At 47.4% G+C, this 15,248-nt stretch carries 9 protein-coding genes and 1 pseudogene; 5 read left to right on the top strand and 5 right to left on the bottom strand.

The annotated features are described in order from the left end of the window. Positions 1-165: 165 nt before the first annotated feature. Together QUA54_RS22795 and QUA54_RS22790 are read left to right on the top strand one after the other, a co-directional pair. Positions 166-1,137 carry a WG repeat-containing protein gene (locus QUA54_RS22795; protein ID WP_333416410.1) on the top strand — a complete coding sequence of 324 codons (972 nt, stop codon included), beginning with the start codon at positions 166-168 and terminating at the stop codon, positions 1,135-1,137. Positions 1,138-1,254: 117 nt separating this feature from the next. Then, positions 1,255-1,971: pseudogene (locus tag QUA54_RS22790) on the top strand (Uma2 family endonuclease). A 142-nt stretch (positions 1,972-2,113) separates the two neighbouring features. Here the strand turns inward: QUA54_RS22790 and QUA54_RS22785 are convergent. After that, entirely contained in the window at positions 2,114-4,360 is a 2,247-nt protein-coding gene (locus QUA54_RS22785; RefSeq protein WP_333416428.1) for a hypothetical protein, read from the bottom strand. A gap of 691 nt (positions 4,361-5,051) precedes the next feature. Between QUA54_RS22785 and QUA54_RS22780 the strand changes: the two genes are divergently transcribed. Beyond that, positions 5,052-5,567 (top strand): phycobiliprotein lyase, encoded by a 516-nt coding sequence (locus QUA54_RS22780; RefSeq protein WP_333416409.1) that lies wholly within the window; start codon positions 5,052-5,054, stop codon positions 5,565-5,567. A 25-nt stretch (positions 5,568-5,592) separates the two neighbouring features. Here QUA54_RS22780 and QUA54_RS22775 read toward each other — a convergent pair whose 3' ends face one another. After that, positions 5,593-6,264 (bottom strand): hypothetical protein, encoded by a 672-nt coding sequence (locus tag QUA54_RS22775; RefSeq protein ID WP_333416408.1) that lies wholly within the window; start codon positions 6,262-6,264, stop codon positions 5,593-5,595. 21 nt (positions 6,265-6,285) lie between these two features. Here QUA54_RS22775 and QUA54_RS22770 point away from each other — a divergent pair, with 21 nt between their 5' ends. Continuing rightward, entirely contained in the window at positions 6,286-6,417 is a 132-nt protein-coding gene (locus QUA54_RS22770) for a hypothetical protein (RefSeq protein WP_333416407.1), read from the top strand. Here the strand turns inward: QUA54_RS22770 and QUA54_RS22765 are convergent. From QUA54_RS22765 to QUA54_RS22755, 3 genes are all read right to left on the bottom strand, one after another. Beyond that, positions 6,414-8,942 carry a DUF3769 domain-containing protein gene (locus tag QUA54_RS22765; protein ID WP_333416406.1) on the bottom strand — a complete coding sequence of 843 codons (2,529 nt, stop codon included), beginning with the start codon at positions 8,940-8,942 and terminating at the stop codon, positions 6,414-6,416. The two genes, QUA54_RS22770 and QUA54_RS22765, sit on opposite strands and share 4 nt — an antisense overlap. Positions 8,943-9,243: 301 nt before the next feature. Beyond that, on the bottom strand, positions 9,244-9,360 hold the full coding sequence (locus QUA54_RS22760; RefSeq protein ID WP_039887172.1) for a photosystem II reaction center protein I: 117 nt from the start codon (positions 9,358-9,360) through the stop codon (positions 9,244-9,246). 78 nt (positions 9,361-9,438) lie between these two features. Beyond that, the gene (locus QUA54_RS22755) at positions 9,439-11,424 is read right to left on the bottom strand and encodes a hypothetical protein (RefSeq protein ID WP_333416405.1); all 1,986 of its coding nucleotides are present in this window, start codon (positions 11,422-11,424) and stop codon (positions 9,439-9,441) included. Between the two features lie 182 nt (positions 11,425-11,606). Here QUA54_RS22755 and QUA54_RS22750 point away from each other — a divergent pair, with 182 nt between their 5' ends. Next, positions 11,607-15,182 carry an alpha-mannosidase gene (locus tag QUA54_RS22750; RefSeq protein ID WP_333416404.1) on the top strand — a complete coding sequence of 1,192 codons (3,576 nt, stop codon included), beginning with the start codon at positions 11,607-11,609 and terminating at the stop codon, positions 15,180-15,182. Positions 15,183-15,248 lie beyond the last annotated feature (66 nt).

The following is a 15,248-nucleotide window of genomic DNA, read 5'->3' as shown; positions in this document are numbered from 1 at the left end:
TTTTTTCCATGAACCGCAGAGGGCGCGGAAGAAGAGAGAAGAGAGCAAGAGGTATAGGCTATTCTATTGAGAAATGGATTTTGAAAAATGAAAAGAGCTATTTCTAGCTTTTTATGTCTGCTTATTTCGGGTTAAACTTTTTCGCAGCAGGAGTCAACAGCAGCTTTGCATCCCCCCCGACAGTCTGTTCAATCGTCAATTTCATCTTCATCGCCGGAAGATAAGCAAGAGTCGATCGCGCTTTTTCCGATTGTTCAAAATAAAAAATACGGCTTTATTGACTGTACAGGCAAAATCGTTATAGAACCCCAATATGATTATACTTGGCGCTTTACCGACGGTCTGGCAGTAGTCGTAATCGATTCTAAGTGGGGTTTTATCGACAAGACAGGGAAGATTGTTATCCCCCCACAGTTTGATGAAGTTTGGGACTTTTCGGAAGGGTTGGCCAAGGTAATGTTAACAAATGGTTCCAAATGGGGCTATATCGACAAAACAGGGAAAATATTAATAAAGCCTCAATTTGATGATGCTGAAGATTTTTCTGAAGGGCTGGCAAGGGTAGAGATTGGCTCGAAATACGGGTATATAGACAAGGTGGGGAAAATAGCGATCGCAATCGAATTTAATGATGCTTACGATTTCTCTGAAGGACTGGCTCAAGTACAAGTTGATGACAGAGTGGTCTTTATAGACAAAATGGGTAAAATAATTGTTGAAAACTTTGATGCTGCTATGGACTTCTCTGAAGGGTTAGCCGCAGTTGAGATTGGTGACAAGTGGGGCTATATTGATAAAACAGGAAAATTTATTATTCCTCAACAGTTTAAAGATGCTTTTAAATTTTCGGAATCGCTAGCAGCAGTTGAGATTGGTGACAAGTGGGGCTATATCGACAAAACAGGAAAGATGATAATCTCGCCACAGTTTGATGAGACTAAAAATTTCTCTGAAGGACTGGCATCGGTAAGGATTGGGAACAAGTGGGGCTATATAGACAAGACGGGAAAGATGGTAATAGAGCCACAGTTTGATGTGGCTTGGAAATTCTCAGAAGGGCTGGCGGCAGTGGAGATTGGCGATTTGCAAGGCTATATTGACAAAATTGGAAAGTTTGTTTGGAATCCGACAAAGTGAACGATTTATTTAAAAGGGCGATCGCACTTCTCACCTTTCCCACAAGCTCGATCGTACTTCTGACATTTCCCACAAGCTAAAATTAAATTCAACAGTCCCTAACCCCGGACAACAGTTATGGTAACTCAACTCAAGTCTCCTCAAAAACCTGATGTAATTTACCCCGACAGCGACGGCCAACCAATGTCAGACAATACCAAACAATTTCGCTGGATACTCATCATCCAACAAAATTTAGCGTGGCTTTTTGCCGATGACCCGAATGTATTTGTCGCGGGCGATTTGCTGTGGTATCCCGTCGAAGGAGATAACAAGATTCGCGTCGGCCCGGATGTGATGGTAGTCTTCGGCAGACCGCAAGGAGATAGGGATTTTTACAAGCAGTAGGAAGAAGAAAATATCGCGCCGCAAGTAGTGTTTGAAATTCTTTCTCCCGGTAACAGGCTAACAGAAATGAATAAAAAACAGGTATTTTACGATCGCCACGGGGTAGAGGAATATTACCTGTACGACCCGGAACGCAACGATTTCAGCGGTTGGATGCGTTCACAGGGGCGTTTGGACGTAATTGATGCGATCGAAAATTGGGTCAGCCCCCGACTCGGAATTCGCTTTGATTTGTCGGGTGAAGAGTTGCAAATTTATCGCCCTGACGGCGAACCGTTTACAAGTTATGAGGAGGTTTCTCGCAGCTTGGAACAAGCCGAACATCTTGCAGAACAAGCCGAACAGCGGGCAGAACAAGAACGGCTGCGGGCAGAACAAGCCGAACAGCGGGCTGCTGTACTGGCAGAAAGACTGCGATCGATGGGAATTGACCCGCAACAATTGTAAACTAGACGGGGGAAAAGAGCGATCGGGCTACATTAAGCCGTAAGGTGCGGACTGTGCACCCTCATAATTAATATCAAACCCGGTTAATTTCACATTGTATTTGTAAGGACACGGCATTGCCGTGTCCCTCCCTACACGTAGGTTATTTTTCCCCCTCTTCTAACCTCAAAAAATGCACCTGTCCTGAAGCTTCCGCCGCCACAATTGTCACTCCATCCGGTGCAATAGCACAAGCTTTCAACGCACTATCTCCCCTGAAACTAGCAACTACTTTTCGACTCAACAAATCCCAAACCTTGAGAGTATTGTCATCCGAAACTGAAATCACCCTATTTCCCACAGTCGCTACAGATGTTATCGAATCGTCATGACCTACCAAAGTAAAAATTTCTTTTCTACTTGACAAATCCCAAACTTTAAGATTGTTTTCTCGCCCGCCCGAAATCGCCCATTTGCCATCGGTTGTAACTGCCACAGCATTCACAAAACTCTCATGACCTTTGAGGGTGAAAAGTAGATGTTTGACGGCTAAATTCCAGACATTTGCCAAAATATTCTTTTCTTTCCCCAAACTCCAAACTTTCAGAGTTTTGTCCCCGGAAGCCGAAATAATCCGCTTGCTGTCGGGAGTAACTGCCACAGCTTTTATCCCGTCCTCATGACCTGATAAAGTAAAAAGTTCCTCTCCTGTGTCTAAACTCCAAACTTTAATAGTTGTGTCTCCAGAACCGGAAATCGCCATCGTTCCGTCTGGCGTCACTGCCACAGAATTTACCCAGTCCGTATGACCCGTGAAAGTAAAGATTTCGTGTCCGGTTTCTAGATTCCAAACTTTCACAGTTTTGTCCCCGGAACCCGAAATTACTCGCTTGCTATCCGCTGTTATGGCGATCGCTTTTACCCAATCTTTATGACCGGGAATAGTAAAAATTTCCTGTCCGTCTTTGAGGTCCCAGACTTTAATGCTGTTGTCTCCTGAACCGGAAATCGCTTTAGTACCGTCCGCCGTCACTGCTACAGCATTTACCCAGTCATTGTGACCTGCAAATGATAAATTTTCTTTGCCTATTTCTAAGTGCCAAACTTTGAGAGTTTTGTCAGAGGAACCAGAAACTATCCGCTGGCCGTCGGGGGTAACAGCCACAGCATTCACTGGGGCTATGTGATTGGTAAAAGTGAAAAGTTCTTCTTTTGTTTCCAGATTCCAAACTTTGAGCGTTTTGTCGCCGGAAGCTGAAATTACTCGTTTCCCGTCGGGAGTGACTGCCACAGCTTGAACGAAACTGGCGTGTTTTCCTAAAGTGAAAAGTTGTTTTCTTTCTGACAAACTCCAGACTTGAACAGTTCCGTCATAACTGCCGGAAATTATTTGTTCGCCGTCGGGAGTAACTGCTACACTTTTTACCCAATCTGCATGACCGGTGAGAGTAAAAAGTTCTTTTCCCGTTTCTAGGTTCCAGACTTTTATGCTGTTGTCTCCCGACCCAGAAATCAACCGTTTGCTATCAGGAGTTACTGCTACGGACTGGACAAAACTGCTGTGACCTTTGAAGTTAAAAATTACTTCCCTGGTTGTCAAATCCCAAACTTTTATGCTGCCGTCCCAAGAACCAGAAATTATTCGCTTGCCGTCGGGAGTTACTGCTACTGCTTCTACCGCAAAAGTATCGCCTGCAAAGGTAAATATTTCTTGTCCAGTTTCTAAATCCCAAATTTTAATAGTATTGTCCCAAGAACCGGAAATTACTTTAGTGCCGTCGGGCGTGACAGCTACAGCATTGACGTAGGTAAGATGACCTTCGAGGGTTGAAAGTTCTTCTCCTGTTTCTAAGTGCCAAATTTTGAGAGTGTGGTCGGAGGAGGCAGAAATTGCCCGCTTGCCGTCGGGGGTGATTGCTACAGCTTGTACCCAATCTGTATGTCCGGTGAGGGTGCGCAGCAATCTCCCGCCGGGAGGAGTAAAGCTGGGGGTTAGCGGCTGCAGCCAGGGGCTTTTTTGGTGTTTTGCTTGTGCTAGCAGTGCTTGAATTTCTGGACTTTCAAAGCGCATCAAGCGGGCAATTAGTTGGGTGGCTAGTTGGGTTTTGTCTTTGGCTAGAATGTGGGCAGACAGACGAATTGCTTCTTGGATTAATTGGAGTTGGTCGCCTTTTTTGTCTGAGGTAATTATATCGGGACTTGTTGCTAAATCGTAATCTTCTATTAGCGCCTGTACTCCGGATGCTGACAGCTTGGCTTCAATAAAATTGTAATCTGTTAGTAAGCTGTATAATTTCTCGGAGTCTGAAGTCGCTGCTAGCTGACTTGGCAAGATTCCTAAATAGTGTCTCTGTTCTGCAGGCTGCATTTTATCCAGCCCTTGTGTAAACTCGCTCATGAATTTGTGGATGTCTTTTTTAAATGTATGCGATCGCTAGCTGCACCCTGCCGAAAACCCGATCGAGAATCTTTTCTCTTGACTTAGCATGACATATTTGAATGCTATGTGCTAGGGTCTGCTGTCCTTGGTTTGGTTATGGTTCGATGAATTGCTGCTTTTTGAGTCTGAGTCTGCTTTGAGAATTTTCAAGGAGTGCGATTATAATCAATCGCTGCCAATATAATTCAACTCAGCAACGCCCAATTAACCGATCGATCGACAAAAGCTGACATATATCGTTGTCTTTCTTTACATAGCCGGTCTTTGGGCGATGATTGTCGATCGATAAACACACTCAAGCTAAAAATTTTCAGGTATCGCAATCCTATTTGATGTGGGAACAAGGCTTTTTTTAACGAAACACGATTCTGGATGCTCTAATTTTCTGTCAATGGGGCCGCATCAGCGAGGCAGATGTCGCCCTGGTTTGGTTTCGTACCTCAACCATATCTGCAATCTGCTTCGCCAAAGCTCTCAGAAAGCTTTGCAGGCGCGCCCCCTTCCTCTAAAATATAGAATAGAACTTGCACTGTTAAACCGGGTTTCTAAACAAAATCATTGGTTTGACCGCTAGGTAGGTAGGAAGAAACCGGGTTTCTGACTCCATAGCGCGCAAGTGGCGATCGCAAATAAGGCAGTATTGACTTTAGAGACAAATTTCATGGATGTTATCGAGTTTTTCGAGTTAAGTGCAGGCAAATGGTTTTCCCAGCGCACCGTACACGATCTCAATTCTGGGAAATTGCAGGCAGGTAAATCCGACCTCAAAATAGAAATACTGACAGCTAGCGATGCAGCAGTCGTCAAACTTTGCCAAAAACACTCCATTAACCCGGCCTCAACTGGGCTAACCAGCGTTCGGATTACTTGGGACGGTATTCCCGATCGCGACAAAGCTAAACAAATCGGTTCTACCATACTAGCGATCGTACCAAATCCCGACAATCCCAGCGAAGGCAAAGTGTTGCAAGACAAGGGTAACAGCCGCTACGTGATGGGCGACGACGTGCTGACATTGATTACAGAATCAGACACTCTCCATGCCGAAGAAAGGCTGTGGTATCTCATGCCCAATTTGCGGCTGCGGACTAGCGTTGTTAAGCAAGCTAACGGTACCGAACAAGCCTCTTTTTGTTCGGAAATTCGGATGGGAGGAAGTCCCCAAAATGAAAAGTGACAAATAACTATCTAGTTCCCAAAGTTTACACTCTATTTCTGCTTTCTCCCTTCTTTCTTCGGCCTTCTCTGGCAATCGCTTTTAACTTGGTATGAAAATCAGTGTGTTTGACAACTGGGAATGATTTTGCCACAGGTTTGTCCGCTAATTTGTGTTCAGCTTCGGCTCGATCGGCGAGGGCGGTAACAGCCACATCTTCATATACTACAAATTCTGTATTTTCTTTTGTGCGATCGTCGGCTGCGGGCAATTTTCCTGTTTCCTCGGCATCTGTGTTCGGGATTTCTGCATGAAGCGCCACATCAAGTTGCGCCTCTGACGGCCCGCGAAAATCTAACTCTGCGGCACTAAATTCCGATTCCTGGTTCGATAAAAGTATATCTTCCTGTGGCAGTTGAGCAGCACTTTCCCCGGTTAAACTTTGAGGAAAATTATTGCAGACCAAGCGTTCAAACTCGCGATTGAAATGATAGAGAGGTTGACCTATTCGATGCCACATACTCAATAGCTGTCCCACAGAAACAGCTTTGTAGCGCCCTTGATAAAGCGCTTCAACCACTGCTAAACGCAGCCAATAGCCGGGATACTTGGTCAGCCATTCACCCGCCAATTTCTCGGCTTTTTTGCCACCTAGGTCAAAACCGTAGTGAACCAGCAGAGCCGCTGCTTGTGCAGATATTGCTGTCACTTCTGTCATGGGAACTTGGGAATTGGGATTTTGAAGGAAGAGGGAAGAAGGAAGAAGGAAGAAGGAAGAAGTGTACGGAATTTAATGGATGTAACAGATAGAAGGAAAAATTACGAATTACTTATTACCCATTACCCATTACCGATTACCCAATTGAATTAATCGGATAAACGCACGCCTCCTTCTACAGTTCGCGCGTCCCCGGAAAAAGGTTGGGGAGTCCCATTCCAGTTGAAGTCGCTAATTCTAAAAGTCAGGCTGCCGACTTGACGCTCAGGATTAAAACGCAAAATAATTGCGTAGCTGCGACGGCTGTATTCTACAGTGTAATTCGTACTGATTGCTTCCCCGCTTTCTAAATTAATAGCACTTTGAAATCCGACTCGAAACCCTCCGTAAACTTGCTGGACAAGTCCAAAAGACAGGACTCTCAAATCTACTAAGCGATCGAATAAAAACGGCGAGATACCGTCGCGCCCCACCTGGGTATAAGTCACGTTAAACCCAGTGTAATCGAGGAAAGGGCGGGAGAAATGACCGAACTGCCCTTGAATGCCGACGCTGCCAGCGAGGGAATTTTGTCGATCGCCACTGCTGTAATAAGTACCAACTCCCCGGAGTCCCAAGGCCAGTTGCAAGAAAGGAACCACTGGCGTCCGGGTATACCTCAAACCCTGGGTGGGAGTGCGGGGCAGCGGTTCGCCCTCCCACAAGTTGAAGCCGCGGCTCAAGGCGAAGCTAACTTGGGAACGCCCCAGATCGACGCGGTTGTTTTCGCGCACTGGTTCGAGCAAGTCTGCTCGATCGGTGTCAGCATTGATAAATTGATACCCGGCTTGGTAGCTGAGATTGATGCCAGTGCCTCCGAGTTGGATGACTGGGGAAGTGAGGACTGCCCCGAGGCTGCTCTGCACGGTTTGATAGCCCAGAGAACCGTTAAACAGCCGATCGCGATAACTATATTCTGCTGCCAGAGAGTGAGTGCCGATCGACTGCTGCAGGCGCAAATTGCCCCGAAAGCTGTTTTCCGGCAAATTCGGGAAATTTTCAAAACTCAGAAATATTGCCGAGCCGTCGAGCCTGGTGCGGGGGCCGAGACTAGCGCGTAACCTCGCTTTCAGCCCGTAGCTGTCGGGAGAAAACGGATTACCGCCGTTCTCTGCCACGAGCCGCTGCAGGTAAATTTGGGGCGTCAGGGTCAGCCGCACCGGCCCGTTTTGCAACACCTCAAAACCGCACTCGGCATACAAACCGCCGCGGTCGCCTCCGTCGTAGCCAAAGGTCAAACACGGGCCGTTTTGTTGCCTGCTGTCAAACACTTGCCTGCGGGGATACACGGGTATTTTCACCCGGTTGTCGAACACCAAGCGGGGTTGAGTTGTGACCAATTCCTCAGCCGTGGGCGAAATCCTTCTAATCGTCGCCCTCCGGGCCCTGTATTCAAATTCCGGAGGCGAAAACGGGTCGTTAGTAATCCGAATGTTGGTTGCTACCCTCGCGCCGTCTGGCAGCAGTTCGATGCGTTCTGCTTCAAAGCGGACGCGGTTGACGGCGCCGACCACTTGGGGGGCTGCTAACTGTCCGCCGCCGCCGATAGTCACTGTAGCAGCGCCGGGGGATTTGACTCCGCGCACGGGCTGCTGGCTGGTAATTCGATCGCTCAGCGGCTGTTCCAGAATCGTCCCAGCACTGATATCTGTCGGCAGTGTGGGAGTCAATTCGCTACCTGCTGCGGGCAGGAATATTTCGCCGCTGGCTTGTTCGACTGCGCCGCTGTTGAGGCCGAGATTGAACTCCATCTGCTGGCCGCGTACTACTTGTTGGCCGCGGGTATAGGCGACATTGCCGGATGCTACCACTTGGCGGGTGACTAAGTTGACGATCGCCCGATCGGCATCAATCACAGTTTGCCGGAACCGCACAACGACATTACCAACTGCCGTGACAATTTGCTGCTTGTCGTCGAATTCTTGGCGGTCGGCCTTAATTTCAATAGTATCGGCCGGACTCACCGGAAACGGCACCGTCCGCTGAGAAGGCGCAGTGCGGACTCCCGGCGCCGCTGGTTTAGGCTTCGGTGTCGGCGCAGCGGGTGTTCTGGGTGCGGGCGTCGTTCCCGGTGTGGGAATGTCGAACTGCTGTTGCCCGCTGGGTGCTGGTTCTGGCGCGGGTTCTGGAACGGGAATTTCAGCAGGTTCGGGAGAGTTATCTTCTAACTGCCGGCCTTGGGCCTGATACCAACTTTCCTGCTTTCCGACAAGATTCCTCTCCTGTTGTTTCTGTGCCTCTGCGGTTCGTTTCCGATTGCGAATGGCAATGGCATTTTCTACTGAACCCAATTGGTAAGACGTAAACGAGGAATCTTTCGGAGTTTCCGCAGTTTTGGGTTCTCCCACAGGAGGCCGACGCTGAAATCCCACCACTGCCTCGCCGCTTTCCACTTCCGCTAGGGGGTCGGGCATTTCTGGAGGCCGATCGGTGGCTGGGGTGGTGCCGAGGAGTGTGGCTGCGGGTGCTGCTGGGGCCGGTGTGGGTTCTGGCTGAACGATATCTGGGCTTGGTTCCGGTATTTCTGCGGGGTTGCTGCGGGTGTCTCCATCGCCGGCCGCCACAGTGAGGGCAACTTTTTTTGGCTTTGCGATGTAGATGATGGCAGAGGGTTCTGGCGGCGGTACCGGATAGGGCATAGTTACAACAGGTAAGTCATCCGATTTTAGATTTTAGATTTTAGATTTTAGATTTTATAGGATGCAATTTATTGAAAATTTTTGCATCTAAAAGGCAACTGTTTAGAGATTAATCTGATATCTAAAATTCCCCGTGGCTTTGGCGCGCCGGAATAGGGCTGCTTTCCGAACTTGCTTCCGCCACAAGATAACCTCGCTGCTGGTGCGAGGTCAAGTTTTTTTAGACTAATTTTTGCGGGTTTGCGGGCTTGCTGGGGGGCTGCGGTGGCGTGCCCCCCAGCAAGCGGCAGAGATAACTTGTTTATTCCATGTCTCTGCGGTTGGGGTTCCGGGCTGGGTCATTGGACAAAAATCCAAAGATGAACAGGGAAACAAAAAATAAAACAACTACATTAACTACGATTTTGAGGGTTAGCACTGTGGGAGTCTCCAAAGATGGCATAATACTGAGCTGATTTGCTGCTGTTGCGGCAACTTTTTTATCATAAGCTAAAGATTAGTCAATTTTCTCTTTGCTTTTGAGGATTTTTGGCAAGTTGATTTTTGCCCAATTCCAGAGTTGCTCCGCGATGTTTTCTAGTCGCAGCATGACTCGATCGAGCCATTCGAGCACTTGTTCTAGCGGGTGCTTAATGTATCCCATCGATTCTGCTTTTGTTTCTAAGTAGTCGCCCTCGGGTGGGACGCCTGCGCTCTGATTTTTTGGTTCGGCAGCAGCGGGGGTTGCGGCGGTGTATCTGCTGGTTTGCGCGGTGATTGCTGCTGGGGATTGGCTGTTTTGTCGGGTGTTCGGGTTTGTGTTTTTTGGCACTTGGGTTTCCGGCGCGCGCCCTGGGGTTGATTCTGCTGCGAGTGCAGAGCTATTTTTTTGAGTAACTGCTAAATCAGATAAATCAGATGCTGTTTGGGGTTGACTTTTTGGGCTTTTTGCCAGCAAGCTCTGTTTTAGCTGCCCTAGCAGGCGGTGAAGTGCTTCGGGGTAAGGGGAGATTGAGACTGCGGTCGATCGACCTTCTGGCATTTCTCCTAATTCTGCAACTTTATGATTGACTTTTGGGCTACTTTGTGATAAAGGGATTTGAGCTGCTGCCTCGGGTTCGGAACTGCCCTCGATTAAATGCTGCGGTGCTGCTTCCCCGAATAAGTCTTGCCAGTTCAGCCACGGTCGATCGACCTCTGGGCTTTTTTGCGTGTTTTCTTGTTCTTGTCGCTGTTTCAAAGAATACTGAATAGCAACTGCTTTTTCCGTATTATCACTTGCTGCTGTTTCTTTGCCGAGGAGGTGGTCTACTGACGACCAAATAATTCCCTCGATGTTTCGAGCGTATTTTTCGAGGATTTCGCGGGCGGACAAATCTAAATTGGCGTCTGTGCCGGATGTATCAATTTTTACTCCGGGGGCTTCTGTGGGTGCGACGATTGTTTTTGCCGCTGGCGGTAGGGTTAATTCTTCGAGGTTGACGGCGGCGCGATCGAGTAATGTAACAAAGGAGAGAGGACTAGGGGGTCGATCGAACTTGCTGTTAAAATTAGTTTCTAGTTTTGGGGTATTGTAGTCGATCGAATTCGATGCCGCAATTGACTGCTGTGCGGTTTTTGCTTCAATCTGGGCGCGGGCTTTTTGGACTAGGATTGAATTGCGGTCGATCGATTTTTTAACTGCGAGGATTGATTCTCCAAACTGATTTCTTTTGAGAGCAACCGGGCTGGTCTGAAGCCATGCCATCAATTCCCAAAAACGACGCATCGGCGGCAACTGCGCTTTTTTAGCCGCTGACTCCAAACCGAGATTAAATTTTAATTCTTTTTGGGTAATTTCCCGCCGTTCGGGCCCGATGTTGGCAATTTCCCAAGTTATGCGACCTTCGAGCATTTCCTGCTGTTCGGGTGTCAAAATATCTAATATCTGATTTTCTTTTCCGACCAATACTAAAGTGCGGGCTGGGATAAAACTGGCAATTCCCTCAACTTTCGGTTGCGGTTTTAATTCAGTTTTAGCAAGCGGGTGTTCTAAGACGGAAGTGGTTTGATGCTTGGCGATTTGTCCGCTCAAATTGATAGCCGGAGGTAAATCGTTAGCAGCATTTCCCTGATTAATTAACAGCGGGAAGCTGGCTAAAGTTTTCGCAGTTTGCGATGAGTTTAGCAAATTTTCGGCTAGGTGCAAAATTTCGGCGATCGAACTTTCCTCGGAAGTTTCCCCCTGATACCAATTTTGTTGCAAATCGGGGTTTTCGTCGCCGCTAAATTCTTGCAGTTCCGGTAAATCTACTTTTTGGCTTGATTCGCGCAACTGTCGGCCCAGCATTCGGGAACTTTGCACCAGCAAATAAGCTGGATAAAGCAGAATTTGGGTGGCGGTGAGAGTTGCTTCTTTAATTTGACGCCAAGTTCGATCGTAATTGTCGGCAACTTGGCGGGACTGTTTCGATATAAAATTTAATAGTCGGCTTTGGTAGGGGCCGTAGTAACCGTTGGACATAAGTTTTATTATTGAATTCAGATTTTTGATTCGCGCCGGAATTGCTGAATATTGCTGTAAAATCAAAGCGAGATCTTAATCGCAGCTTCAAACCCTCTGAAACCTTTATTTCTTCGCGTCCTTTGCGTCTTCGCGGTTCAATCCGATCTTTGATTAATACACAATTCCTATTTTAGCGAAATATGAGCGCTTCTGTGTCACCTGCTAGCAACAATATTTCTGCCACTGTCGAGAAGTTGCGCCGCCTCAGCCAAGTGGAGGTTCAGTCTGGCTGGAGGTACTGCGATTCTGACTCGGCTGTCTCTTCGGTAAATATTTGTAACAGCCCTGTTGCCGAACTTAACGGCAAAGGACATATTGCGTGGCCGTCGGGGAAACAAGTTTTGTATTTGGGCCAGCAATTTGTAATTCCTGACAATTTGCACGGCTATCCTGTGGTTGGTTTGCGGTTGCTGCTGGGCTTGACTTGGTGGGCAGAAGATGCTCAAATTTTTGTCAACGGCGAGTTAGTCGGACAGGGAGATTTATTTGATTTTGCCGATCGAGTTTTGTTGAGTTCGTCGGCCAATCCCGGAGATGAATTTTTAGTAATTTTGCGGTTGGTAAGTCCGGGTCACGATAGCGGTGCTTTAGTGCGATCGATTTGTTTGTACGAAGCTGCTGACTCTTGTTGTTTCGATCCGGGTTTTGTTGCTGCCGAATTAGAGATTTTGCAGAATTCGCTAACTCGAAATTTAGAAAATTTAAATTCCCAATACCTCTCTACTGAAAAAATAGCAAATCGCCCCATGTTTGTCAAGGGGGAAACGCTGAAATCTGAGATTGATTTGGCGCTTGGTTTGATTGATTGGTCGGCGGTGTGCGATCGCGAAAAGTTCGATCGATCGCTGTCTGTTTTGCGGCACAATTTACTGGGATATCTGCGGGCTTTTTCTGGGGATTTAGATGATGGAAAGGCAGAGGCCGCAGAGGTCACAGAGGAAGGAAGAAGGAATGAGGTTTTTGATGTTGGAGAAAACAGCGAAGCTACATCTATATATATAGGAGAAAGCGGCGCTCGGACATCTATATATACAGGTAAAATTTATTTGGTCGGTCACGCTCATTTAGACTTAGCTTGGCTGTGGCCTGTCCCGGAAACTTGGGAAGCGGCAAAGCGAACTTTTGAGTCGGTATTGAAATTGCAATCGGAGTTTCCCGATTTGATTTTCTGCCATTCAACTCCCGCGCTTTATGCTTGGATGGAAGAACATCGGCCGGACTTATTTGCAGCGATTAAAAAACAGGTGGCGGCGGGTTGTTGGGAAGTTGTCGGCGGGATGTGGGTAGAACCGGATTTAAACTTGATTTCCGCTGAATCAATGGTGAGGCAAGTTTTTTACGGCCAGCGTTATGCAAAAGAAAAATTTGGGGAATTGATGCGGGTGGCTTGGCTACCGGATACTTTCGGTTTTGGGTGGCAATTACCTCAGATTTTGCGGCAAGGTGGAGTTGATTATTTTGTGACGCAAAAGTTGCGTTGGAACGATACAACGGAATTTCCCCACGGTGCGTTTTGGTGGGAAGGGTTGGACGGTACTAAAATTTTTAGTATGATGTCTCCTCCAATTGGCGAAAGTATAGAATCTGTGAAAATGGCAAGTTATTCTTTTGACTGGCAAGTTAAGACTGGTTTGCAAGATGCTCTTTGGTTGCCTGGGGTTGGCGACCACGGCGGTGGCCCGACTCGTGATATGTTGGAGGTGGCGAAACGCTGGAAAATGTCGCCTTTTTTCCCGAGGTTGGAGTTTGCGAAATCGGTTGATTATTTGTCTTTGATTGAGAGTCAGTTTTTGCCAGAAGTTGCAGAAAGTTTGCCCGAAAACGATGTTCCACAATCGGACAATCAGGAGAATTTGCGGTCGCGAGAATTGTCCAATTTGTCGGTAATTTCGGATGCAAATCCTCCCATCTCACAACTCAAAACTATTCCCCGCACTCTCCCCATTTGGAAAGACGAACTTTACTTAGAATTCCACCGGGGTTGCTACACGACTCGCGCCGACCAAAAACGCCAAAACCGCCGCTGCGAAGAATTGCTCTACCAAGCGGAGTTGCTGTCTTCGCTGGCAACGATTTGTACTGGTGCGGTTTATCCGAAATCAGAATTAGAATCAGCTTGGAAACAAATTTTGTTTAACCAGTTTCACGATATTTTGCCCGGTTCTGCGATCGCCCAAGTTTACGCGGATGCTAATCTAGGATGGGTCGGGGTCGATCGCAGTTGTCGCGAAATCCTGCTAAAATCTTTGGATGCAATCTCGGCTCAAATTTCTCTGCCGAATCCTCCGCAGCCCGACGCTCAACCGATTTTGATTTTCAATACTCTCAATTGGTCGCGCTCTGAGGTTGTCGCCGTACCGCTTCCCGATGTGACTGATTCAGCTTGGCAAATTTACGATTTTTCAGGACAGCCACTGGTGTCGCAGATTGTCAGGAGCGATCGACTCCAATCGCAATCTACACTGTTATTCTGGGCAAATAATCTCCCCGCCGTTGGCTACCGGGTGTTTTGGTTGTGTCGCGAAGACGCTCAAACTGTAGATAATGCGTCCGCAAGTCCAGAAACCGAAAAAAAGACACAGTTCTCAAAACTTACATACGGTATAGCACAAAAAAACACACCTGGTCAAGAAACGCATTTTGCAGCCGCACAAATGGTTTTAGAAAATGAATTTATTCGGGCAACAGTAGACGGACAAACCGGGGATTTATCCAGCATTTGGGATAAAGTAAATAACAGAGAAGTCTTGAATGCAGCAGGCGGCAATCAACTGCAAGGATTTCAAGACAGCGGTCAATATTGGGATGCTTGGAATATCGATCCAAATTATGAAAAACATCAACTACCAGCGCCGATACTGAAAGATATTTCCTGGGTAGAGCAGGGAGAAATACGGCAGAGTTTGCGCGTAGTCCGACAAATTGGCAAATCGGAGTTTTGCCAAGATTATATAGTAGAAATAGGTTCGCCTCTGCTGAAAATCAAGACAGTGGCAGATTGGCAAGAAACTCACGTTTTAGTAAAAGCAGCCTTTGGGTTAAATGTAGAAGCAGATTTTGCAACTTGCGAAATTCCCGGCGGTGCGATCGCACGCACAACCAAGCCGCAAACACCCGCCGAAAAAGCCAAATGGGAAGTGCCGATTTTGCGCTGGACTGATATCAGCAATGACGGTTTTGGAGTGAGTTTGCTCAACGATTGCAAATACGGTTGCGACCTTCAACCGAATCGAATTCGGCTGACTTTGCTTCGGGGTTCGACTTGGCCGGATGAACAAGCAGATGTAGGAGTTGCGGAATTTACTTGTGCCGTCTATCCCCATGCTGGAAATTGGCAAGAGGCCGGCACAGTTCGGCGCGGCTACGAGTTGAATTTGCCTCTGCTAGTAAAGGTGTTACCCAAGTTAGAGAAAAATGACCGCAAGACTCTGCCGGCAGTTGGCAAGTTCTTGGATTTGTCCGCCGAAAATTTAGTGTTGATGGCTTTCAAACAATCGGAAGACGATTCTGATGTGTGGATTTTGCGGTGTTGCGAAGCCGAGGGGAAAGAGACTGTGTTAGAATTCAAGAGTGATTTGGGATTAGAAATTGTAGAGGCAGTAGATTTGTTAGAACGGCCTGCCAATTTGTCTGAAAAGTGGCCCGAAGGACGAGGATTTAAGATAGAGCCTTGGAAAATCGCGAGTTTTGCAGTTGTGCGCCAAACACAGACCTAAAGACTTTATACCGAAATCTGCAAGGATTTCTCAACCTACCTCTTTCGCTCTCATCTATTCTCTTAT

The organism is Microcoleus sp. MOSTC5, from assembly GCF_036701825.1.
Classification (GTDB): domain Bacteria; phylum Cyanobacteriota; class Cyanobacteriia; order Cyanobacteriales; family Microcoleaceae; genus Microcoleus; species Microcoleus asticus.
Note: the sequence above shows the minus strand (reverse complement) of the source record. Positions and strands in the feature narration are given on the sequence as shown.